The organism is Lentzea sp. NEAU-D7 (assembly GCF_026242055.1).
Lineage (GTDB): Bacteria > Actinomycetota > Actinomycetes > Mycobacteriales > Pseudonocardiaceae > Lentzea.
Genome location: NZ_JAPJDL010000006.1, coordinates 111605 through 134149 on the forward strand (window position 1 = coordinate 111605; position 22545 = coordinate 134149).

Below are 22545 nucleotides of genomic sequence, written 5' to 3' on the forward strand. Positions count from 1 at the left end.
CGGGAGCGCTGGAGGCGTGGGCGGTGGAGGGCGGGGCGGGAGGTAAGGCGGGGTCGGCAAGCGGGGTGAGGTGGGCAGGCGGGGCGGGAGCAAGACGAAGTGGGGCTGGCAGGACGGGGGGCAGACTGGGCGGGCAGGCGGGACGGGTGTGCTGGCAGACGGGTGGGCTGTGCAGGACAGGGGTGGGCTGGCAGACGTGAGCGCGGATTGGGTGGGTGCGGGCGGACGGGCAGGGCCAGCGGGTACAGGCGCGGCGGAGCAGGCGGGCCGAGTGGCGGGTGCGGGCAGAGCCGCCAGCGGGTGCGGAGAGGGCGAGCAACGGAAGCGGATGGGCGAGCGGGGTCAACGCGGCGACCAGACAGCCCTAACGCACCAGCAGCCCGCCAGCCCTGGGCAGCCCGGCAACCCACCGACCGGCCTCCTGACAGCAGTACAACCCGCCAGCTCGAGCAACCCGCCAGCCCTGCCTCCTGACAGCAGCACAGCCCGCCAGCTCGAGCAGCCGCCAACCTTGGGCAACCCGTCAACCCGGCCTCCTGACAGAGGCGCAACCCGCCCACCCAGGCAGCCCGCCATCCCTGGGCAGGCCGGCCTCGCAACCCGCCACCCAAGCTGCCCAGCAACCCGGCAGCCCCGACTTCACCAACCGCGAGCCCCACCAGCCCGAACCCGCTCAACGCTCACCGGCCCGAAGCAGCCACCACACCTCCCAGCCGCCGCTCCCGCAGCACCCGCAGATGCACCGCCGCCCAAGTCCGATAAGGCCGCCACCCCTCGGACACCTCCGCCAACGGCCGCCCGTACCGCTCAGCCACCTCGTCGGTCAGCCGGGACTCGTTGTGCGGCACGGCATCAGGAGCGTTCGCCCCGCGCAGCACCACCAGCTCGGCCGCGAACGGCCCCAGCCCCTTGATCTGCTGCACGGCGAGCACCGCGGCGGCCGGTTTCATCCCGCGCAGCGTCACCGCGTCCAGCAGGCCGTCCAGCGCCGCCTCGGCCACCGCCCGCAGGTACTCGGACTTGCGGCCGGGCAGGTCGAGGTCGAGCGCCAGCAGCTCCGCGGGCGCGGGGAACACGCCGTCCCGCAGCAGCGAGGCCTTCAGCGCGGCCGCCTGCGACATGCGGACCCGCTGCGCCAGCACCGACCAGGCCGCGGCCTCGTACGGCGAGTAGAAGCCGCACGGCCGCAAGCCGGGTAAGGACGCCTGTGCCGACGCGATCACCGGATCGCGCCGCGCGACCTCCGGCCAGGCCCGCCCGTCGACGTCCAGCGACAGGAACCGGCACACCTGCGCCGCCGCCAGGTCGAGGTCGCCGGCACCGGACAGGGACAGAACGGCAGTGGCGCCGCGCTGGGTCACGGAGACCTCAGCACGGCGCCACTCACCTTCGACCAGGAACGCCGCGCGCAGCGCCTCTCCCTCGCGCTCGGGCAACGCCGACGGCGTGAAGCCCTCCCAGAACGCCCTGGAGGTCGCCAGCGACCAGGGGCCCTGCACCGCGACTTCGACGTGGTGGTCTGCCATGTCAGGGGACGTTAGCGAGCACCCCTGACAGAAAATCCGGCCGAGCGGCCTCAGCTGAAGTCGAGGTCACCCGAACGGGTCCGCTTGAGCTCGAAGAAGTACGGGAAGCCGGCGAGCATCCGGGCGCCGTCGAAGATCGTGCCCGCCTCCTCGCCCCGCGGGATCTTCGTCAGCACAGGGCCGAAGAACGCGACGCCGTCGATGTGGATGGTCGGCGTGCCGACGTCCATGCCGACCGGGTCCATGCCGCGGTGGTGCGACGCCCGCAGCGCCTCGTCGTACTCGGTCGAGTGCGCGGCCTCGGCGAGCTCGGCCGGCAGCTCGGCGTCCGCCAGCGCCAGCTTGATGATCTCGTCGAAGTCCTGGTTGCCCTCGTTGTGGATGCGCGTGCCCATCGCGGTGTACAGCTTCGGCAGCACCTCGTTGCCGAACTTCTGCTCCGCGGCGATGGCCACGCGAACCGGTCCCCAGCCCTTGGTCATGAGCTCGCGGTACTGCTCGGGCAGGTCGCGGCCCTCGTTCAGCACGGCGAGGCTCATCACGTGGAAGCTCAGGTCGATGTCGCGGACCTTCTCCACCTCGAGGATCCACCGGGAGGAGATCCAGGCGAACGGGCAAAGAGGGTCGAAGTAGAAGTCGACCTTCGCCTTGTCGGTCATGCGTGCCCCTTTAGTGACGGTCGGTGGCGTTATCGCCCCATCAGCCCAACCAGATCACCCTGTCATCTCTTCCCGAGCGCCGGTTCCGTGATTGGATGCGGGAGTCATAACCATTCCCGACGACGTCAGCGCGTAACCACACGCGCGGCAGACGAGGTGACCAGTGGCCGCGCCCAACCTCACCCGCGACCAGGCTCAGGACCGTGCTGAGCTGCTGGAAGTGGAGTCCTACCGGATCGAGCTGGACCTGACCGACGGCGGCGGAAAGCCGGGTTCGGACACGTTCCGCTCCACCACCACCGTGGTGTTCCGCAGCCGGACTCCGGGTGCTTCCTCGTGGATCGACATCGTGGCGGCGACCGTGCACCGCGCTGTGCTCAACGGCAGCGAGCTCGACGTCTCCGACTACCGCGAGGAGGACGGCGTCAAGCTGCCGGACCTCGCGGAGACCAACGAGCTCACCATCGAGGCCGACTGCCGGTACATGAACACCGGCGAGGGCCTGCACCGGTTCGTCGACCCGGTCGACGGCGGCGTGTACCTGTACTCGCAGTTCGAGACCGCGGACGCCAAGCGCATGTTCGCGTGCTTCGACCAGCCCGACCTCAAGGCCGTCTACTCCATGAAGGTGACGGCGCCGCACGACTGGAAGGTCATCTCGAACGGCGAGATCATCGCCACCGAGGACGGCGAGGGCGGCGCGGACGTGCACACGTTCGCCACCACCAAGCCGATGTCGACCTACATCGTGGCCCTGGTCGCCGGTCCCTACGCGGAGTGGCGCGACGAGTTCGTCGAGGACGACTTCACGATCCCGCTCGGCATCTACTGCCGCGCCTCGCTCGCTCCCCACATGGACCACGAGCGGCTGTTCACCGAGACCAAGCAGGGCTTCGGGTTCTTCCACAAGGCCTTCGGCGTGCAGTACCCGTTCGGCAAGTACGACCAGTGCTTCGTGCCGGAGTTCAACGCCGGTGCGATGGAGAACGCGGGCTGCGTCACGTTCCTCGAGGACTACGTCTTCCGCAGCCGCGTCACCCGCTACCTCTACGAGCGCCGCGCCGAGACCGTGCTGCACGAGATGGCGCACATGTGGTTCGGCGACCTGGTGACCATGCGCTGGTGGGACGACCTGTGGCTGAACGAGTCGTTCGCCACCTGGGCGTCCGTGCTCGCGCAGGCCGAGGCCACCGAGTACCGCCAGGCCTGGACGACGTTCGCGAAGATCGAGAAGTCGTGGGCGTACCGGCAAGACCAGCTGCCCTCGACGCACCCGGTCGCCGCCGACATCTCCGACGTGCAGGCGGTCGAGGTCAACTTCGACGGCATCACCTACGCCAAGGGCGCCTCGGTGCTCAAGCAGCTCGTCGCCTACGTCGGGCTGGAGAACTTCCTGGCGGGCCTGCGGGTCTACTTCGGCAAGCACGCCTGGGGCAACGCCACGCTGGCCGACCTGCTGGGCGCGCTGGAGGAGGCGTCCGGCCGCGATCTGTCGTGGTGGAGCGCGCAGTGGCTGGAGACGACGGGCCTGAACCTGTTGCGCCCCAAGTTCACCGTTGACGCGTCCGGCAAGTTCACCGAGTTCGCGGTGCTGCAGGGCGGCGCGCGTCCGGGTGCCGGTGAACTGCGCACGCACCGCATCGCGATCGGCGTCTACGACGACGACGGCACGGGCAAGCTCGTCCGCACGCACCGCCACGAGCTGGACGTGACGGGCGACCGCACCGAGGTCCCCGAGCTCGTCGGCGTGCACCGCGGCAAGATCGTGCTGGTCAACGACGACGACCTGACGTACTGCACGATGCGCCTCGACCCGGACTCGCTGGCCGGGCTGATCGACCACATCTCCGACATCGCCGAGCCGCTGCCGCGCACGCTGTGCTGGTCGGCCGCCTGGGAGATGACGCGCGAGGCCGAGCTGAAGGCCCGCGACTTCGTGAACCTGGTGCTCGGCGGTCTGGGCTCCGAGTCCGAGGTCGGTGTGGTGCAACGGCTCCTGCTGCAGGCGCAGACCTCGCTGTCGTCCTACGCGGACGACTCGTGGCGTGCCGAGGGCTGGCGCCGGTTCGTGACCAAGGCGCTGGAACTGGCGCGGGCGGCCGAGCCGGGCTCCGACCACCAGCTGGCGTTCGTGAACGCGCTGACCTCGTCAGTGCTCGACGACTCCACTGTGGACGTCTTGCGCGGCTGGTACGACGGGACCGCGGTGCTGGAAGGCCTGGACGTCGACACGGACCTGCGCTGGCGGCTGCTGCAGGCGCTCGTCGCGCACGGCAAGGCCGGCCTGGACGAGATCAACGCCGAGGAGGAGCGCGACCCGACCTCCACCGGTCACCGCCGCGCCCAGTCCGCCCGTGCGCTGCGCCCGACGATCGAGGCCAAGGACGAGGCCTGGGACCGGGCGGTCAACGACGACGACCTGCCCAACGCGGTCAGCGAGGCGATCATCGCGGGCATCTCGCACCCCGGCCAGAAGGAGCTGCTCGCGCCGTACGTCGAGCGCTACTTCCGCGACGTGAAGGGCGTGTGGGACCGCCGCACCTCGGAGCGCGCGCAGTCGATGGTCGTGGGCATGTTCCCGGCGTGGTCGATCGCGAGGTCCACTGTGGAGGCCGCCGACGCGTGGCTGGCCGACGAGCACCCGCCGGCACTGCGCCGCCTGGTGTCCGAGGGCCGTGCGGGCATCGTGCGTGCACTCGCCGCGCAGGAGTTCGACCGCTCCTGACGTAGCACTCGTGAAGCCCCGCAATGTGTTCGCGCGTTGCGGGGCTTTCGCGTTAGCGTCTGCTGGGAGGTCCGGTGAGGGTTCGCTACGAGGTCGTGCGCTGGTGGCTCGAAGACGGTGAGTTCGTCGACGAGGTCCTCGCCCGGGTCGTGGACGTCGACGGCCTGTTTGCCGATCCCGTGTCGCCCGAGCGCGAACGGCTGGTGCTGCGCGGGTGCACCGCCGCGCCGGACGAGCTCACCGGTGATTTTCACCTCGGCATCTCCGGCTCGCAGTGGTGGCTGCTGGCCGATCTGGTCGTCCACGCCGCGCTGCCCGGTGGTGATCTCGTCGCCAGCGCCTGCGTGACCCAGCTGATCGACGGCGGTGACTTCGGCGCGGCGCCGTCGTACACGCTGTACAAGGACCTGAGGGAAACCGGCACCTGTCGTGCCGTGGAAGGGTTTCCGCGCTCGTTCGAGAACGTCTGGCCACCGGTGACGCTCATCGGCTGCGACAACCCCGGCCGCATCCGGCCCGCGGAGCCCGACGCCGAACGAGGGCCCTACGCGGGGCTGCGCGCGCTGGACGCCGGCGGCCGGATCGTGGCGCACGCCGGGGTCGCGCTGGACGTCGCGTCGGTGAGCCCGTCCGCCGCCGGTGAGGGACTGTTCGACGTCGTGCTCGACCAGTCCCGCTACAACGACGAGTGGGTGGTGAGCCGGCGCCCCGCCCCCGGCGCGCGCGGGGCGTGGCGCGTGTGGATGGACGGCGTGCCGGCGGAACGGAACCTGTGGGCGCCGCTGAGCCCCGAGGGCCGCATGTGGTGGAACGAGATCGCCGCCAAGGCACCTCGCACGCGCCCCACGGCCGGGGTGCACCACGTCGACGGCCGGCACGCCACGGACGAGTTCGGCCTGCACCTCGCGCTGAGCGAGGCGCTGGTCGGGCCGGGCCGGTTCCTGGGCAGCGTCTACGCCATCACGGGGATGTACGAGGAGTGGTGGTTCGTGCCGGGCATCACGCTCGTGTGGCACGAACCGGGCGTGGCCTTCGAGGCGATGCCCGGCTACTTCCTCGGACTGCTGAAGAACCTGCGGCGCAACGGGGTCGACGTGGTGCTGGAATCGTCCACACCGGACCTGGCCGACCGGCTCGACCGGTGCGTGGAGCTCGGCGCGTTCGTCGACCGCTGGCTCGCCGGCTGGGCGAGGGCGGAGGACGTGGAGCCGCAGGACCTGCTGGACAACTGGCACGTCTGGGCCGATCTGCCCGGCCGGCAGGAGGAACGGATCCTCGCGGGTGACGCGAACGTGCTGCAGCACGCCGAGGACGTGGAGCTCCAGCCCGTGCCGACCTGGCTGACGGTGCCGACGCACTCCCCCGAGGAGGTCGCCCTGGTGGTGCGGGAAGCCGGGCTGGTCCTGCTGGAGCCGGAGACGTTCATGCGGCGCGGCCTGTTCGACCACCCCGCGCCGAAACCTCCCGCGGGCTACTCGGTGCGCGTGAAGCAGGGGGACGTGATCGAGGTCGTGGTGACCTTCGAGGGTGCGGAGGCGGCGAGCGGCCTGATCGCCGTGGTGGGTGAAGACGCGGTGCCGCACCGGATCGCGACGAAGCCGGAGCACCGGCGGCGCGGGCTCGGCAGCGTCGTGATGGGCGCGCTGGCGAGAGAAGCGGTCAAGGCCGGCGCGAGCGACGGGCTGCTCTTCGCGACGGCGGACGGCCTGCACCTGTACCGGAAACTGGGCTGGGACACGATTTCCGACGTCGTGATCGCGGCGAACGGCGAGGAGAAGGCATGATCGGCGAACTGGTGGAGCGCTGGCACCGCGGCTGGATCACGGCCGAGGGGCTGACGTCCGAGTACCGCGACGGCTACCTGGTCGTCCACGTGAACCGGCCGCACCGGGTGTTCGAGTGGATCGCCACGGACGACGCGGAAACCGGCGCGGTCGCCTCGGTCGTGGCCGCCGCCCCGGAACCGAGCTGGCTGAGCGTGCCCACGCACTCGCCGGCGAAGGTGATCGCGGAGGTCGAGGCGGCCGGGCTGGTCGTCGCCCGGCCGGACGAGACGTTCATGCGGCGCCCGCTCGCGGACCACCCGTTCTCCGGGCCACCCGAGGGCTACTCGCTGGAGGTGACGAGGGACCCGGTGATCAGGGTGCAGGTGCTGGCGGACGGTGAGGTGGCGGCCAGCGGGTTGATGGCGGTCGTCGGCCAGGACGCCGTCGCACACCGCATCGAGACCGCCGAGGCGCATCGGCGGCGCGGGCTCGGCAGCGTCGTGATGGGCACTTTGGCTCGGGAGGCGGTGCGGGACGGGGCGACGACCGGCCTGCTGTTCTCGTCGACCGACGGCGTGCACCTCTACCGCAGCCTCGGCTGGGAGAGGATCTCCGGCCTCGTGGTGGCGCGGAACGCGGTCAGTGCGTGAAAAACGCCCCCGGCGGGTGTGCCGGGGGCGTTTCGAAGCGAGATCAGGAACGGGGCGCGTTGCCCGCCTGGTCGGTCAGCATGCGCAGGCCCGACACGAGGCCGCCCGCGAGGTCGCCCTCCTTGAAGGACGCCACCATGCTCATCACCGCGAGCTTGGCACCGCGGTCGGCGAGACGGCGGTGGGACTCCTCGCCCGTGACGATCTCGACGACGCGCTCCCCCGGCGACACGGCCACGAGGACGTGGTGCGACGGACGCTCGGTGGAGCCGTGCAGCTCCTGCGCGCGCTCGTGGGCGTTCGCGCCGAGCTCGCCCAGGTACACGCTGAAGTCGAGGCCCGTGGAACGGCTGGAGAGCGTCAGCGCCTCGTCCAGCTGCGCGAGCTGGGCGGGCGTGAACGGCAGCTCCGGCGCGTGCGGCTCGTACATCTTCGCCGCGGACACACGGCCGCTGTTCGTCACGACGGTGCCGAGGGGCAGCGTCGACGGGTCGACGGGCTCGATCGCCTTACCAGTTGCCACGTGCGCCTCCCTTGGCGGTCGAGCCCGAGGTACCGGGCTCGGCGGCGCTGTGGTGCTCAGCGCTCAACCCGGCCGGGTTCGCGCTCCACCACACCGGGGCGTAGCCCCACTCCTGGCCGGGCCTGTACCGGGGAATCCGGGTGGCCTTTGGCCTCACCGTCAGCAGCGTGATCACGCCGTAGATCGCCAGCGGGATCAGCGCGAAGACGAGAACGGTCTCCACGATGGTCACGGCGGGTACGGTAGCCGAACTCAGCCGCGCGCGAGCGGCCGGGCCAGCAAGATCGCGGTCAATCCCACGATCGAGCCCGCCACGACGTAGACGGTGCCCAGCGACGTCGCGTCGGCGAGCGGACCGGCGAGGCCCGCGCCCAGCGGGGAGAGCCCCCAGGCGAGCACCCGATAAGCGCTGGTCACACGGCCCATCATCGGCCCGGGCGTGAGCCGCTGCCGCCGCGTCGCGGACAGCACGTTCCAGCCGGCGGACGCCACGCCGAACAGCACGCACGCGAGCACCGCCAGGACCAGCCACGGCGTCAGCCCGAACAAGGCGAACGCGGCGCCGAGCAACGCGAGGAACCCGACCATGACCCGCCCGGCACCCCACCGCGCCGCGAGCGCGGGAGACAGCCGGGCGCCTAGCAGAGCACCCGCCGCCATGCACACGACGAGGAACGGAACCACCGGTTCGGCGAGGCCGAGTACCTGGATGGAGTAGAGCGCCAGCATGGCGTTGATCGCGGCGGCGCAGACAGCTGTGATTGCAACGGCAACTACCAGTGACCGCAGGCCTGGAGTGCGCCAGAGGAACCGCGCACCCTCGGCCAGCTGTCCGCGAAGATCGCTCCCGGAGCGTTCGGGAGCGACGTCCGGCACGCGGGACACGAGTACCGCGGCGACGACGAACGACAGCGCGTCGAGGGCGAAACAGGCCGCCGGGGCCCACCAGAAGAGCACCGCGGCGGCCAGGGGGCCGGCGAGGTCCATGCCGATCGTCTCGACCGTCACGAACCGGCCGTTGGCCGCCTCCAGCTCGTCCGGCCCCGCGAGCTCGACCAGCAGCACCTGGGAGGCCGAGTCCGCGAACGTCTCCGCGGAGGTCAGCACGAAAGCCGTGGCGCACAAGACGACGACCGTCGCGTGTCCGGTGTGGACCGCCAGCGCGAGCAGTCCGGTCACCCCGGCGCGCAGCCAATGTGCCACGACGACAACGGTTCTCGGTCTCAGGCGGTCCACAAGGGCGCCCGCGGGCAGCGCCACGAGCAGCCAGGGCAGGGTGAGCGCGACAGCCACGGCGGACACCGCGAGTGGACTGCGGGTGCTGGCGGCGGTGAACAAGGGCAGCGCGACGACACGCACGCCGTCGCCGACGAGCGACACCGCCCAAGCCCCGGTGAGCGCTCGGAAACCCCGTCCACGCACGCCTTTTGCCGTATGACGCATGTCACGTTCCATCAGATCGAACGCTACAGAGCGTGTCCATACCGGCCAGTAGGGCCAACGAGTGCTCTCGTGCGGCGCAGCGGTTACACCCGGTCAGGCCTCACCCGGTCGGAGGCGAACGGGTGCCGGTTTGGGGTCTTGTTCCCGGATCACTCAGCTCTTAGCTTTTCACCTATACGGGTCTTGCGCACCCGCCCCGAACGAGCTGGAGGACACAAAATGTTCACGATGACCCGCCCCCAGGCCGTGACCTTCACTCTTCCGAGCTACAAGGACGATTCGGTGCGTATCACCGCGAGTGACTCCGTCCGGATTACGATGGACGACTCCGTTCGGATCACCGCGGCCGATTCGGTGCGCATCACGGCCCGCGATTCCGTCCGCATCACCATGACGGACTCCGTGCGCATCACGGCGAGCGATTCGGTCAGGATCACGTGTGCCGATTCCGTGAGGATCACTGCGCGTGAAGACTCCGTTCGGATCACCGCTCAGCAGGATTCGGTCAGGATCACTGCGCGTGAGGACTCCGTCCGGATCACCATGGACGACGCCGTCCGCATCACGGCCCACGACGACAGCGTCCGGATCACGGCACAGGACTCCGTCCGCATCACGATGGACGACTCGGTGCGCATCACCGCGCACGACGACAGCGTCCGCATCACGGCACAGGACTCCGTCCGCATCACGATGGACGACAGCGTGCGTATCACCGCCCACGACGACTCGGTGCGCATCACCGCCGAGCAGGACAGCGTCCGCATCACCATGGACGACTCGGTCCGCATCACGGCACAGCAGGACTCCGTGCGCATCACCGCACGTCAGAACGACTTCTCCCTCGCGGCCTGACCCGGTTCGAACGGCGGATCAGGCCGCCGGCTCACCCAGGTACGGCAACCACTGCGGATCAGCCTCGGCCACCCCGGCGAGCAGCCGCCAGTGCGGGCCACGCGGCGCCGCGGGAACGACGCGCAGCCGCCAGCCCAGCTCGGACAGCAGTTTGTCCGCCTTGCGGTGGTTGCACTTCGCACAGCAGGCGACGCAGTTGGTCCAGGTGTGAGGTCCGCCACGCGAGCGCGGCACGACGTGGTCGATCGTCTCGGCCCGCCCGCCGCAGTAGGCGCAGCGATAACGGTCGCGGTGCATGAGCCCGGCACGGGTCATCGGCACGCGACCGCGATAAGGCACGCGGACGTAGGAGCTCAGCCGGATCACGGACGGCACGAGCACCTCGGACTTCGACGAGTGCAGCACCAGCCCGGAGGCGTCTCCGTGCACGACTTCGGCTTTCCCGCACACCACGAGGACGACCGCCCGGCGCAGTGACAACGCCGTGAGCGGCTCGAACGTGGCGTTGAGCAGCAGGACCTTGCGTCTTCCCCAGGGGAAGACCGCCGGCATCGAACCGGAACCTCCCCCGTCTCGATCCACATGCGGTACCGCCCGCAACTCGGGCTGATTTCGGCATGGGAGGACCGTCGGCGCCGTCTCGCCTGGTGACGAGCCGCCGATAGGGGTCGGTTGTCGGTCTGGCACGCGACCACCTCCACCGGTTCAGCCATAGGAGACCACACTTACCAGGAAAAAATCACGTGTGATAAGTGACGCGTCATGGATGTGTGATCGAACCCGGGGTGAACCAGCTCCCTATCGGAGATGGTTTTCAAGAGCCCGCTACTCTTGACAAGGTGACTGAGGCACCCTCCACTCCACTGCCTGCGACGATCGCCTACCCGATCGCCGAGCGGCTCAACCTCGTCGAGCAGATCCACGGACGCGAGGTCGCGGACCCGTACCGCTGGCTCGAGGACACGGCAGACCCCCGCACCGCGGAGTGGTCGCAGGCGCAGGACGTGCTCGCGCGTTCCTGGCTGGACGCGATGCCCGGCCGTGCGCGCCTGGGCGAGCGCCTCAGGGAGCTGATGCGCACCGGTTCGGTCTCCACGCCGACCTGGCGCGCGGGCAGGGCGTTCTTCACCCGCCGCGGTCCCGAGCAGGACCATCCCGTCGTGGTGGTGCGCGAGAGCGACGGCTCCGAGCGCGTGCTCCTCGACGTGAACGCGCTCGACCCGTCCGGCCGGACCACCCTGGACGGCTGGTCCCCCAGCCTCGAAGGCGAGCGCCTCGCGTACCAGGTGTCCGTCGGCGGCAACGAGCACTCGCTGCTGCACGTCATGGACGTCGCGACCGGCGAGCACATCGAGGGCCCGATCGACCGGTGCCGCTACTCCTCCATCGGCTGGCTGCCGGGTGGCGAGGAGTTCTACTACGTGCGCCAGCTCGACCCGGCCCTGCTCCCCGAGGACGAGAAGCTGTTCCACCGCCGCGTGTGGCGTCATCGCGTGGGCACGGACCCGGACACGGACCTCAACGTGCACGGCGACGACCAGGCACACACCTTCTACTACTCGCTGAACCTCTCGCACGACGGCCGCTGGCTGGTCGTGAGCGGCGCCCCCAGCACGCTGAAGCACGACTCCGTGTGGATCGCGGACCTGCACGGCGACGGCGCGCTCGTGCCCGTGGTCCTGAGCGACGCCGGCGTGCAGTGCTCGGCGTCCGTCGCCCCCGACGGCAGGCTCTACCTGCACACCAACCACGGCGCGCCCCGGCAGCGGCTGTGCGTGGCCGACCCGGCGAACCCCACCGAGTGGACCGAGCTCATCGCCGAGGAGCAGGACTCGGTCCTCGACGGGGTGCGCTGGCTGAACGGCGACCTGGTCGTCCTGCGCACCAGGCACGCGGTGTCCGAACTGCACCTGCACGACGCCGCCACCGGTGCCCACAGGCAGGAGATCCCGCTGCCCGGCACGGGCTCGCTGCACGGCATGTCCGTTGTGGACGTCCACACGCCCCACGACCAGGACACGCTCTGGTTCGGGTGGACGGACTTCGTGACGCCGCAGTCGGTGTTCCGGTTCTCGAAGGCCACCGGCGAGACCGTGCTGCACGAGGCCGCGCCCGGCCGCGTCGAGCTGCCCGCCGTGACGACCCAGCAGATCGCGTACACGTCCAAGGACGGCACGACGGTCCGGATGTTCGTGGTCAGCGGCGAGCAGAAGCCCGACCTGCCCCGTCCCGCGCTGCTCACCGGCTACGGCGGCTTCGCGATCGGCCGCGGTCCCGGCTACAGCGCGACCACGCTGGCCTGGGTCGAGGCGGGCGGTGTGTGGGTGCACGTGTCGTTGCGCGGCGGTGACGAGGAAGGCGAGGACTGGCACGTCGCCGGCATGCGCGCCAACAAGCAGAACGTGTTCGACGACTTCCACTCCGCCGCGGAGCGCCTGGTCCGCGACGGGTGGACCACGCCTCAGCAGCTGGCGATCATGGGAGGCTCCAACGGCGGCCTGCTGGTGGGCGCCGCGCTGACCCAGCGCCCGGAGCTCTACGCGGCGGTGGTGTGCTCAGCGCCACTGCTCGACATGGTGCGCTACGAGAAGTTCCTGCTCGGACGGTTGTGGGCCGACGAGTACGGCAGCGCAAGCGTTTCCGAGGAGCTGGGCTGGTTGCTCTCCTACTCTCCTTATCACCGAGTGGTAACGGACGTTGAGTACCCTTCGGTCTTGTTCACGGTGTTCGAGTCGGATTCTCGTGTGGACCCCAACCACGCCAGGAAGATGTGCGCGGCACTGCAGCACGCTTCGTCCAGTGATCCGACCAAGCACCCCGTGCTGATCCGCCGCGAGACCGAGGTCGGTCACGCGGGCCGGTCCGTCAGCCGGACGGTGGCTCTCGCCGTGGACCAGCTGACGTTTCTCGCGAATGCCACCGGCATGGAGTTGTAGGAGGGCACGACCAACGTGTTGGCGACGAGTCCTGTGGATGACGCCGCGAACAAGACCGCGCAGGCGGTCGAGTTCTTCGAGAGGTACGGCCCCACGATCCTGGCGGGCGCGATCAAGATCATCTTGATCCTGATCGCGGCGTTCGTGATCAGGGCCATGCTGCGCAAGGTCATCGACCGGATCACCACGCCCGGCAAGCAGGGCAAGAAGCCGGGCCTGCTCAAGCCGTTGCGGGAACGCGCACCGCAGGCGCTCGGCAACCTCATCTCCGAGCGCCGCGAGCAGCGCGCCCGCACGATCGGCTCCGTGCTGAAGTCCATCGTCACGATCCTGATCTTCGGAATAGCGTTCCTCGAGATCCTCATCGTGGTGGGCATCAACATCACACCGATCCTGACCTCGGCGGGCATCCTGGGCGTCGCCATCGGTTTCGGCGCCCAGAACCTGGTGAAGGACTTCCTCGCCGGCATGTTCATGCTGCTGGAGGACCAGTACGGCGTCGGTGACGTGGTCGACCTCGGCCCCGCCACCGGCACCGTCGAGGCCGTCGCGCTGCGCACCACCACGATCCGGGACACGGGCGGCACGGTCTGGTACGTCCGCAACGGCGAGATCCTGCGCGTCGGCAACTCGTCGCAGGGCTTCGCGATCGCCGTCGTCGACCTGCCGCTGAGCTACGGCGCGAACCTCGCCGAGGCCACCGGGGTGCTGGAGCGCACGGTCGCCGAGGTGGCCGACAAGGACCCGCTGAAGGCGGACATCACGGCCAAGCCCGAGGTGCTCGGCGTCGAGAAGTTCACGCCGGAGGGCATCACCCTGCGGGTCACCGCGAAGACGCGCCCCGGCCGTCAGTGGGCGGTCCAGCGCAACCTGCGCGCGCAGCTGATGCCCGCGCTCGAGGAAGCGGGCTTCACCGCCAAGTGAGTTAGAACACCCATTCGAGACGATGATCATCCGGCGTCCTGCCAGTTCACAACGCTATGGCGGAGCCAACAGCCGGGGCGGCCTGCAGGCGGTGGCCCTCGTGAGTCAGGATGGGTACGTGGGAAACCCCGTGAGCTTCTTCGAACAGGTCGGTGGCGAGGAGACGTTCCACCGCATCGTCGCGCGCTTCTACCAAGAGGTGAAGGCCGACGAGATCCTCCTCCCGCTCTACCCCGAAGAGGACCTCGGACCTGCGGAGGAGCGGCTGCGGCTGTTCCTCATGCAGTACTGGGGCGGACCCCACACCTACTCGGACAACCGGGGCCACCCGAGGCTGCGGATGCGTCACGTCCCGTTCAAGATCGGCCCGATCGAGCGGGACGCGTGGCTGCGCTGCATGAGGATCGCCGTCGACGAGGCCGGCTTGGACGAGGCTCACCGCAAGCAGCTCTGGGACTACATGGAGATGGCCGCGAACAGCTTGATGAACAGCTGGTCCTGACCGCCCATCACCCGTTCGGGTCCTTTAGCAGCGAGACGAATGGCAGGATGACCCCCCGTGCGCCGATCCTCCGACCTCACCCCTGAGATCGCCGAAGAGTCCGCCTGGTGGCGTGACGCCGTCTTCTACCAGGTCTACGTGCGTTCGTTCGCCGACTCCAACGGCGACGGCGTGGGTGACCTCGACGGCATCCGTTCCCGCCTCGGCTACCTGGAACTGCTCGGGGTCGACGCCCTGTGGCTCACCCCGTTCTACCGCTCACCGATGGCCGACCACGGCTACGACGTGGCCGACCCGCGTGACGTCGACCCGCTGTTCGGCGACCTGGCCGCGTTCGACCGGCTGGTGGCGGACGCGCACGAGCACAACATCCGGGTGACGGTCGACCTGGTCCCGAACCACTCGAGCGACCTGCACGAGTGGTTCCAGGAGGCCCTGCAGGCCGGTCCGGGCAGCATGGAGCGCGCCCGCTACATCTTCCGCGAGGGCCGCGGCTTCGACGGCTCGCAGCCGCCGAACAACTGGGTCTCCGTCTTCGGCGGCCCCGCGTGGACCCGAGTGCCGGACGGCCAGTGGTACCTGCACCTGTTCGCGCCGGAGCAGCCCGACCTCAACTGGGAGCACCCGGAGGTCCGCGCCGACCTGGAGCGCACGCTGCGCTTCTGGCTGGACCGCGGTGTCGACGGCTTCCGCATCGACGTGGCCCACGGCATGGCCAAGCCGGAAGGCCTGCAGGACATGGAGATCCGCACGCAGGTGCCGGGCGTGCTGTCCGACGACGTGCACGACCCGCGCTTCGACAACGACGGCGTGCACGAGATCCACCGCATGATCCGCAAGGTCATGGACGGCTACCCCGGCACCATGGCCGTGGGCGAGATCTGGGTGAAGGACGACGAGCGCTTCGCCGCCTACGTCCGCCCCGACGAGCTGCACCTGGGCTTCAACTTCCGGCTGGTCGAGGCCGGCTTCGACGCCGACGCCGTCCGCACGGCCATCGAGCACTCGCTGGCGGCGGTCGCCCTGACCGGCACGCCCGCGACGTGGACGCTGTCGAACCACGACGTGGTGCGCCACGTGACCCGCTACGGCGGCGGCGCGCTGGGCGAGCAGCGGGCCCGCGCGATGACGCTGGTCGAGCTGGCGCTGCCGGGCGTGATCTACCTGTACAACGGCGAAGAGCTCGGCCTGCCCAACGTGGAGCTGCCGGACTGGGCCCTCCAGGACCCGACCTGGGAGCGTTCCGGCCACACCGAGCGCGGCCGTGACGGCTGCCGCGTGCCGATCCCGTGGGAGGGCACCAGCCCGCCGTTCGGGTTCTCCACGGCCGTGAACACCTGGCTGCCGCAGCCGAACGAGTGGGACCACCTCACGGCCGAGGCGCAGCTGGAGGACCCGGGCTCGATGCTCTCGCTCTACCGCGAGGCGCTGGAGCACCGGAAGTCCAACGCGGGCTTCGCCGGCGAGGAGCTCGAGTGGTACGGCGCCCCGGCCGGCTGCTTCGCGTTCCGGCGCAAGGGCGGCGGGCTGATCTGCGCCCTGAACACCTCGGGCGCGTCCGTGCCGCTGCCTCCCGGCCAGGTGCTGCTGTCGTCCGGTCCGATGGACGGCGACCAGTTGCCGCCGGACACCGCGGTCTGGCTCGTCTGAGTTCTGGCGAACGCGGAACAGCGCCCCAGGCCGTGGCCCGGGGCGCTGTTCCGCGTTCTGGGAAGAGTCAGACGAGCAGCGGCAGCATGGAGTGGCGGCGCCGGACGACCGCGCCGTACCGGGCGTCGATCCGCACCCACGAGTCGGTCGCGGTCACCCGCACGTCACCGTCCTCGCCGAGGAAACCCATGCCCGACAACGCGAACAGGACCCGCAGCGGGATCTTGACGTCCAGTCCGGACCCGCTGACGGTGATCACCGTCTGGTCCAGCAACGAGGCGGGCGGTGTGCCCTGCGGGCCGGTGTTCTCCCGCGCCACCTCGACGCCTTCGTCGGCCAGTTTCGCGACGACCTCGACCGGCAGCCGGTCGACCACCAGCCAGCCCTCGGCGGGCGGCAGGGCCGAGCGCCACATCAGGTCCTTGGCGGGGCCCGGATCGATGCGTTCGTCGCGCATCACCGCGAGGCCCGTCAGCAGCTCCGAGCCGGACACCGTGACGTCCGCCGGAGTCGCTTGTCCCGCAACGGTTCGCGTCGCGAGCGTGTCGAACGGCGTGGCCACCCACGCGTCGAGCAGCTCCTCGTCGCGGTTGCGCAGCCGCACGACGGACTGCGCGTCGAGCCGCACGGCCCGCGCGGCGAACGCCCCGAGGTCGTCTCTCTCGGCCGCATCGGCCAACACCAGCTCAGGCACCATTTCCCCCTGCCCGCCACCCGGCGAGAAAGTCGCGCTCGGCTTCGGTGAGCCGGCGCGGTCGCGCTGTCGTCACGTTGTAGGGCGCCATGAGCGTCTCCGCCCTGACCACCACCGGGCTGTCCGCCTCACGGCCGCTGCGCACCACGTAGTCGAGCGTCAGCGAAGCGGACTTCAGCTCCCGCACCGACATCTCCACCACGATGCTCTCGCCGGTGAACACGATCGGCGCGAGGTACTCGACCACGAGCTTCGCCACGACCATGCCCTCGGCCAGTTCCTTGACGCCGTGGCGGGCGGCCTCGGTGAACAGCAGCTCGATGCGGGCTTCTTCGAGCAACGTCACCGTGTTCGCGTGGTTGACGTGACCGAACGCATCCATGTCCGACCATCGAGGCCGCACACCAGTGACGAAGACACCCATGCAGGGACCCTACCGTTGACCGGCGCGCACAGGACCTCCACACCGGACGACTGAGAACCGACAGGCAGCTCTCGCTACTCGATCCACCTCCCACGCCGCGGTGGGACGACCATCGCGGTCGGTGTCGCGCTGCTGGTCGTGGTCGGGCAGCCCCTGACGAAAGCGGGGCGCCGCGGAAGTGACTCCGCGGCGCCCCGGTTCTCGTTCGTGCTCCTACCTGACCATGCTCCGCACCTGGCGGGCGGCGACGGACAGGGTCGCGAGGTCCAGCTGGTGGACCCGGTTGATCTCCTCCAGCGCGCCACGCGCGCGGGCCAGGCGGGAGGCGTTGGCCTGCTCCCACTTGGAGATCTTCTCGGTGGCCGTGTCGCCCTCGTCGCTCGCCCTCAGCACGTCGACGGAGATGGCCCGCAGCGACGAGTAGAAGTCGTCGCGGAGAGCCAGCCGCGCCAGCGCGTGCCAGCGGTTGCCCCGCTCCAGGCTCGTCACCGAGTCCAGCATGTGGTCGATGTCGAGGTGGTCGGACAGCGCGAAGTACAGCTCGGCGGTCTCCCGGTGCGTGCGCTCCGGGCCCGCTCCGCCGGTCGGACCGAACTCGCGTTCGGCCAGTTCGGCGATCTCGGTGACGTCGAGCAGGCCGTACATGTAGAGCAGCGCGGCCACCTTGCGGGCCAGCTCGGCCGGGACGCCCTGTTCGACGTACCGGTCCGCCTTGCCCGCGACGACGTCCAGTTCCTTGCCCTGCAACAGCTCGAAGGCGAACGGGCTGAGCTGCTCGACCACGCCGCGGAAGCGGTTGATCGTCGAGCCCACCGCGAGCGGCTGCGGGCGGTTCGACAGCAGCCAGCGGGACGCCCTGTCCAGCAGGCGGCGGGTCTCCAGGACCATGCTGTCCTGGACGTCCGTCGGCACCGCGGTGTCCAGCGCCTCGATCTCGCGCCAGATCGACGGCAGGTCGAAGACCTGGGTGACCACGGCGTACGCGCGGACCGCGTCCGTCACCGACGCGCTCATCTCCTCGGCCAGGCGGAAGGCGAAGGAGATGCCGCCGCCGTCGACGACCTCGTTCACGACGACCGTCGTGATGATCTGCCGTGCCAGCGGGTGGTTGGGGATCGCGGCGCCGAAGCGTTCCCGCAGCAGGCTCGGGAAGTAGTCCGGGAGCTTGCGGGTGAACGTGTCGATCGTCGGGATGTCGCTCGCCAGCAGCTCTTCCTTCAGCGTGAGCTTCGTGAACGCGAGCAGCGTGGCGAGCTCCGGCGACGTGAGACCCGCGCCGTTCTTCTCCAGCGCCTTGAACTCCGCCGCGCTCGGCATCGCCTCCAGCTTGCGGTTGAGCGCGCCGCGCGCCTCCAGGTCGGCCGTGAGGCGCGCGTGCACCGACAGCATCGGGGCCGCGTGCGCCCGGCTGACGCCGAGGACGTTGTTCTGCGAGTAGTTGTCCGCCAGCACGAGGTCGCTGACCTCGTCGGTCATCTCCGCGAGGACCTCGTTGCGCTGCACCTGCTCCAGCGACCCCTCCCGGACCAGCTGGTCCAGCAGGATCTTGATGTTGACCTCGTGGTCGGAGCAGTCGACGCCGGCGGAGTTGTCGAGCGCGTCGGTGTTGACCTTGCCGCCAGCGCGCGCGAACTCGATGCGGCCGCGCTGGGTCAGGCCCAGGTTGCCGCCCTCACCGACGACCTTGACGCGCAGCTCGTCGCCGTTGACGCGGATCGAGTCGTTCGCCTTGTCGCCGACGTCGCCGTGCGACTCGGTCGACGCCTTGACGTACGTGCCGATGCCGCCGTTCCACAGCAGGTCGACCGGCGCGAGCAGGATCGCCTTCTTGAGCTCCGGCGGGGACAGCTTCACGACGCCCTCGTCGAGCCCGAGCGCGACGCGGGCCTGCTCGGAGATCGGGATCGACTTGGCGGTGAGCGGGAAGATGCCGCCGCCCTCGCTGATCAGCGAGCGGTCGTAGTCGTCCCACGACGAGCGCGGCACGTTGAACAGGCGCACGCGCTCGGCGAACGACGTGTCCGCGACCGGGTTCGGGTCGATGAAGATGTGCCGGTGGTCGAACGCGGCCACGAGCCGGATGTGCTCCGAGAGCATCATGCCGTTGCCGAACACGTCACCGGACATGTCGCCGATGCCGACGACGGTGAACTCCTCGGTCTGCGTGTCCACGCCGAGCTCGCGGAACGAGCGCTTGACGCTCTCCCACGCGCCCTTGGCCGTGATGCCCATGGCCTTGTGGTCGTAGCCGATCGAGCCGCCGGAGGCGAACGCGTCGCCCAGCCAGAAGCCGTAGCTCTGGCTCACGCCGTTCGCGATGTCGGAGAACGTCGCGGTGCCCTTGTCCGCGGCGACGACCAGGTACGTGTCGTCGGCGTCGTAGCGCACTACCTGCGGCGCGGGCACGACCTCGTTGTTGATCAGGTTGTCGGTGAGGTCGAGCAGGCCCGAGATGAACATCTTGTAGCAGGCGATGCCCTCGGACATGAAGTTCTCGCGGTCGATGCCGGGGTCGCCGGTGGGGGCGATCGGCTTCTTGACGACGAAGCCGCCCTTCGCGCCGACGGGCACGATCACGGCGTTCTTCACGGCCTGCGCCTTGACCAGGCCGAGCACCTCCGTGCGGAAGTCCTCGCGGCGGTCGGACCAGCGCAGGCCACCGCGCGCGACGCTGCCGAAGCGCAGGTGCACGCCCTCGACCCGCGGCGAGTACACGAAGATCTCGAACTTCGGCCGCGGCTGCGGCAGGTCCGGGATGGCCTGCGGGTCGAGCTTGACCGACAGGTACGGCCGCGCGTTGCCGTCCGCGTCGCGGAAGAAGTAGTTCGTCCGCAGCGTGGCGTTGATCAGCGTGAGCAGGTTGCGCAGGATCCGGTCCGCGTCGAGGCTCGTGACGTCGTCGATCAGCTTGCCGGTCTCGACGACCATCGTCTCGGTGCGGTCGGCGCGCGTGGCGTCGTCGAGCCGCGGGTCGAACCGGGCCTCGAACAACGCGACCAGCGCGATGGCCACGCTGGTGTGGCCGAGCACGGCGTCCTCGATGTAGTCCTGCGAGTACGGCGTGCCCGCCTGCCGCAGGTACTTCGCGTACGCGCGCAGCATCGCTGCCTGCTGCCAGGTGAGCCCGGCCTGCAGCACCAGCGAGTTGAACCTGTCGACCTCGGCCTCACCGCGCCAGACGGCGGCGAACGCGTCCTGGAAGCGCACGCGCACGTTGTCGAGGTCTTCCTCGGACAGCTGGGCGAGCGCGGCCTTGTCGATGCGCAGGCCGAAGTCGTAGATCCAGCACTGCACGCCGTCTTCGCGCGCGATCTCGTACGGCCGCTCGTCGACCACGATGACGCCCATGCGCTGCAGCATCGGCAGCACGTCCGACAGGGTGATGCCCTCGCCGGTCACGAAGAGCTTGAAGCGCCGCTCCCCCGCCTCGGCGTCCTCGGGCACGTAGAAGACCATGTCGAGGTCGCCCTCGACGAGGGCCTCGATGCGCCGGTAGTCCTCGAGCCCCGTGGCGGCGGAGAAGTCCTCCTTGTAGGCCTCCGGGAAGACCGTGGCGAACCGCTGGCCCTGCTCCGTGGCCGACTCGGCGCCGAGCTCGCCGTTGTCACCGACGACGGCCTCGACCATGCGGTCGTCCCAGCTGCGCACGGCCTCGGCGAGCTTGGCCTGGATCGCCTGGACGTCCGGCTCCAGCGTGCGCGCCGGGTCCGTGTGCACCATGAAGTGCACGCGGGCCAGCGCGGACTCGCCGATGCGCGCGCTGTACTCGAGGTTCAGCCCGCCGAGCTCGGCGAGCAGCACCTCCTGCATCGCGAGGCGGCTCGTCGTCGTGTAGCGGTCGCGCGGCAGGTACACCAGGCACGAGAAGAAGCGGCCGAACGGGTCGCGGCGCAGGAACAGCCGCAGCCGGCGGCGTTCCGCGAGCGCGATGACACCCGTCGTCGTCTGGTAGAGCGTCTCGGCGTCCACCGAGAACAGCTCGGTGCGCGGGTAGTTCTGGATGACCTCGAGCATCCGCTGGCCGGAGTACGACTGCAGCGGGAAGCCCGCGCGGTGGATCACGTCGCGCACGCGGCGCTCGATCACCGGGATGTCGAGCACGTTCTCGTGCAGCGCGGTGGTGCTGAAGATGCCCAGGAAGCGGTGCTCGCCGGAGACGTTGCCCTCGGCGTCGAACGTCTTCACGCCCACGTAGTAGGGGTAGACGCTGCGGTGCACGCTGCTCTGCGCGCTCGCCTGCGTCAGCACCAGCAGGTCGGGGCTGAGCGCCTGCGCGCCGTTGTCCGGCCCGGCGGTGAGGCTGCGCGCGGCGAGGCTGTCCTGGCGCAGCACGCCGAGACCGCTCGCGAGCACGGCCCGCAGCGCGGGTTCGCCGTCCTCCTGCACCAGCTCGTACTGCCGGTAGCCCATGAACGTGAAGTGCCCGTCCGCGAGCCACCTGAGCAGCTTCGAGCCGTCCTCGGTGGCCTCGGAGGACTCCTTCTCGAGCTCCTCGGCCAGCTGCAGCGCCGTGGCGGCCATGCGGTCGGTGTCCTCGACGACCTCGCGGACGTCGGTCAGCACCGACAGCAGCCGCGTCTCGAGCTCGCGGGCACGGTCGGGGTCGGTGATGAGGTCGACCTCGATGTTCATCCACGACTCGGCCAGCGCGTCGGCGGGCGGATCGGCCGGATCGGCGGTCGGCAGCACCTCGATGCGTTCGCCGGTGACCGGGTCGCGCCGCACGACGACGATCGGGTGCACGACTCGCTGCACCTGCACGCCACCCCGCGTCAGCTCGGACGCGACCGAGTCGACGAGGTAGGGCATGTCGTCGGTGACGACCTGGACCACGGTGACGGGACACTGCCACCCGTCGGTCGCGCGGGTCGGGTTCAGGATGCGCACCGCGGCGCGTCCGGGAACCCGGCTCTCGGCGAGCTGGTAGTTCGACCGCACCGCTCCGACCAGGTCCACCGGGTCGTCGTCGTTGACTTCCTCGGCGGGCACGTGCCGGTAGAAGAGGCGGATCAGATCAGCGAGTTCGGGGGCATTGGCGGCGGCCCGTTCGATCAGCTCGTCACGGACCTGCTCAGGACTGGCCGTTGGACTGCCATCACCCGCGGCGGTGGCCGCGGAGACGTCGTCGGTTCGGGTCGGGGCTCCAGTCGAGGTCATCTTCAGGCGACTCCACGCTATCCGGCACCTCTGTGTGCCGGGTCCGACCCCACCCTAGATGGGGTGGCGGCCGTCACCGGCAACGGGAGGGGCTCTGACGGACCACTGAAT

The 22545-nt window shown here is 70.0% G+C and carries 17 protein-coding genes; 8 read left to right on the top strand and 9 right to left on the bottom strand.

Features of this window, described 5'->3' with window-relative positions:
• Window positions 1-680: 680 nt before the first annotated feature.
• Both ORI60_RS14685 and ORI60_RS14690 read right to left on the bottom strand, forming a co-directional pair.
• The gene (locus ORI60_RS14685) at window positions 681-1526 is read right to left on the bottom strand and encodes a DNA-3-methyladenine glycosylase family protein (protein WP_266037764.1); all 846 of its coding nucleotides are present in this window, start codon (window positions 1524-1526) and stop codon (window positions 681-683) included.
• A gap of 50 nt (window positions 1527-1576) precedes the next feature.
• Window positions 1577-2185, bottom strand: a complete 609-nt coding sequence (locus tag ORI60_RS14690) for a DsbA family protein (protein WP_266037766.1) — start codon at window positions 2183-2185, stop codon at window positions 1577-1579.
• Window positions 2186-2348: 163 nt separating this feature from the next.
• Here ORI60_RS14690 and pepN point away from each other — a divergent pair, with 163 nt between their 5' ends.
• The 3 genes from pepN (at window position 2349) to ORI60_RS14705 (ending at window position 7326) form a co-directional block, all read left to right on the top strand.
• Window positions 2349-4910 carry an aminopeptidase N gene (gene pepN, locus ORI60_RS14695; RefSeq protein ID WP_266037768.1) on the top strand — a complete coding sequence of 854 codons (2562 nt, stop codon included), beginning with the start codon at window positions 2349-2351 and terminating at the stop codon, window positions 4908-4910.
• Window positions 4911-4984: 74 nt separating this feature from the next.
• The gene (locus ORI60_RS14700; protein ID WP_266037769.1) at window positions 4985-6694 is read left to right on the top strand and encodes a GNAT family N-acetyltransferase; all 1710 of its coding nucleotides are present in this window, start codon (window positions 4985-4987) and stop codon (window positions 6692-6694) included.
• Window positions 6691-7326, top strand: a complete 636-nt coding sequence (locus ORI60_RS14705) for a GNAT family N-acetyltransferase (RefSeq protein WP_266037771.1) — start codon at window positions 6691-6693, stop codon at window positions 7324-7326. The genes ORI60_RS14700 and ORI60_RS14705 overlap by 4 nt, the downstream gene beginning before the upstream one ends.
• Before the next feature lie 43 nt (window positions 7327-7369).
• Here ORI60_RS14705 and ORI60_RS14710 read toward each other — a convergent pair whose 3' ends face one another.
• From ORI60_RS14710 to ORI60_RS14720, 3 genes are read right to left on the bottom strand one after another with little or no spacing between them, the layout of a single operon-like run.
• On the bottom strand, window positions 7370-7849 hold the full coding sequence (locus tag ORI60_RS14710) for a DUF5130 family protein (RefSeq protein ID WP_266037772.1): 480 nt from the start codon (window positions 7847-7849) through the stop codon (window positions 7370-7372).
• Window positions 7836-8081 carry a hypothetical protein gene (locus tag ORI60_RS14715; protein WP_189158363.1) on the bottom strand — a complete coding sequence of 82 codons (246 nt, stop codon included), beginning with the start codon at window positions 8079-8081 and terminating at the stop codon, window positions 7836-7838. Before ORI60_RS14715 ends, ORI60_RS14710 begins: the two co-directional genes overlap by 14 nt.
• A 20-nt stretch (window positions 8082-8101) precedes the next feature.
• The gene (locus tag ORI60_RS14720; protein WP_266037776.1) at window positions 8102-9304 is read right to left on the bottom strand and encodes an MFS transporter; all 1203 of its coding nucleotides are present in this window, start codon (window positions 9302-9304) and stop codon (window positions 8102-8104) included.
• 378 nt (window positions 9305-9682) lie between these two features.
• Between ORI60_RS14720 and ORI60_RS14725 the strand changes: the two genes are divergently transcribed.
• A complete protein-coding gene (locus ORI60_RS14725; protein WP_416234414.1) occupies window positions 9683-10147 on the top strand; it encodes a DUF2345 domain-containing protein in 465 nt (154 codons plus the stop codon).
• 18 nt (window positions 10148-10165) lie between these two features.
• Here the strand turns inward: ORI60_RS14725 and ORI60_RS14730 are convergent, their stop codons facing one another.
• On the bottom strand, window positions 10166-10834 hold the full coding sequence (locus tag ORI60_RS14730) for an HNH endonuclease (RefSeq protein WP_416234404.1): 669 nt from the start codon (window positions 10832-10834) through the stop codon (window positions 10166-10168).
• 152 nt (window positions 10835-10986) lie between these two features.
• On the opposite strand from ORI60_RS14730, the gene ORI60_RS14735 reads away from it, so the two are divergent.
• The 4 genes from ORI60_RS14735 (at window position 10987) to ORI60_RS14750 (ending at window position 16159) form a co-directional block, all read left to right on the top strand.
• Window positions 10987-13083, top strand: a complete 2097-nt coding sequence (locus tag ORI60_RS14735; protein ID WP_266037778.1) for a prolyl oligopeptidase family serine peptidase — start codon at window positions 10987-10989, stop codon at window positions 13081-13083.
• A gap of 33 nt (window positions 13084-13116) precedes the next feature.
• The gene (locus ORI60_RS14740; protein ID WP_416234405.1) at window positions 13117-14007 is read left to right on the top strand and encodes a mechanosensitive ion channel family protein; all 891 of its coding nucleotides are present in this window, start codon (window positions 13117-13119) and stop codon (window positions 14005-14007) included.
• A gap of 118 nt (window positions 14008-14125) precedes the next feature.
• Window positions 14126-14509: a globin gene (locus ORI60_RS14745; protein ID WP_266037779.1), complete on the top strand. Its 384-nt coding sequence runs from the start codon at window positions 14126-14128 to the stop codon at window positions 14507-14509.
• Window positions 14510-14566: 57 nt separating this feature from the next.
• The gene (locus tag ORI60_RS14750) at window positions 14567-16159 is read left to right on the top strand and encodes a glycoside hydrolase family 13 protein (RefSeq protein WP_266037780.1); all 1593 of its coding nucleotides are present in this window, start codon (window positions 14567-14569) and stop codon (window positions 16157-16159) included.
• 67 nt (window positions 16160-16226) lie between these two features.
• Here ORI60_RS14750 and ORI60_RS14755 read toward each other — a convergent pair whose 3' ends face one another.
• The 3 genes from ORI60_RS14755 to ORI60_RS14765 form a co-directional block, all read right to left on the bottom strand.
• The gene (locus ORI60_RS14755; RefSeq protein WP_266037781.1) at window positions 16227-16853 is read right to left on the bottom strand and encodes a hypothetical protein; all 627 of its coding nucleotides are present in this window, start codon (window positions 16851-16853) and stop codon (window positions 16227-16229) included.
• Window positions 16846-17277, bottom strand: a complete 432-nt coding sequence (locus ORI60_RS14760; RefSeq protein ID WP_266037782.1) for an acyl-CoA thioesterase — start codon at window positions 17275-17277, stop codon at window positions 16846-16848. The genes ORI60_RS14755 and ORI60_RS14760 overlap by 8 nt, the downstream gene beginning before the upstream one ends.
• A gap of 213 nt (window positions 17278-17490) precedes the next feature.
• The gene (locus tag ORI60_RS14765; protein ID WP_266037783.1) at window positions 17491-22434 is read right to left on the bottom strand and encodes an NAD-glutamate dehydrogenase; all 4944 of its coding nucleotides are present in this window, start codon (window positions 22432-22434) and stop codon (window positions 17491-17493) included.
• Window positions 22435-22545 lie beyond the last annotated feature (111 nt).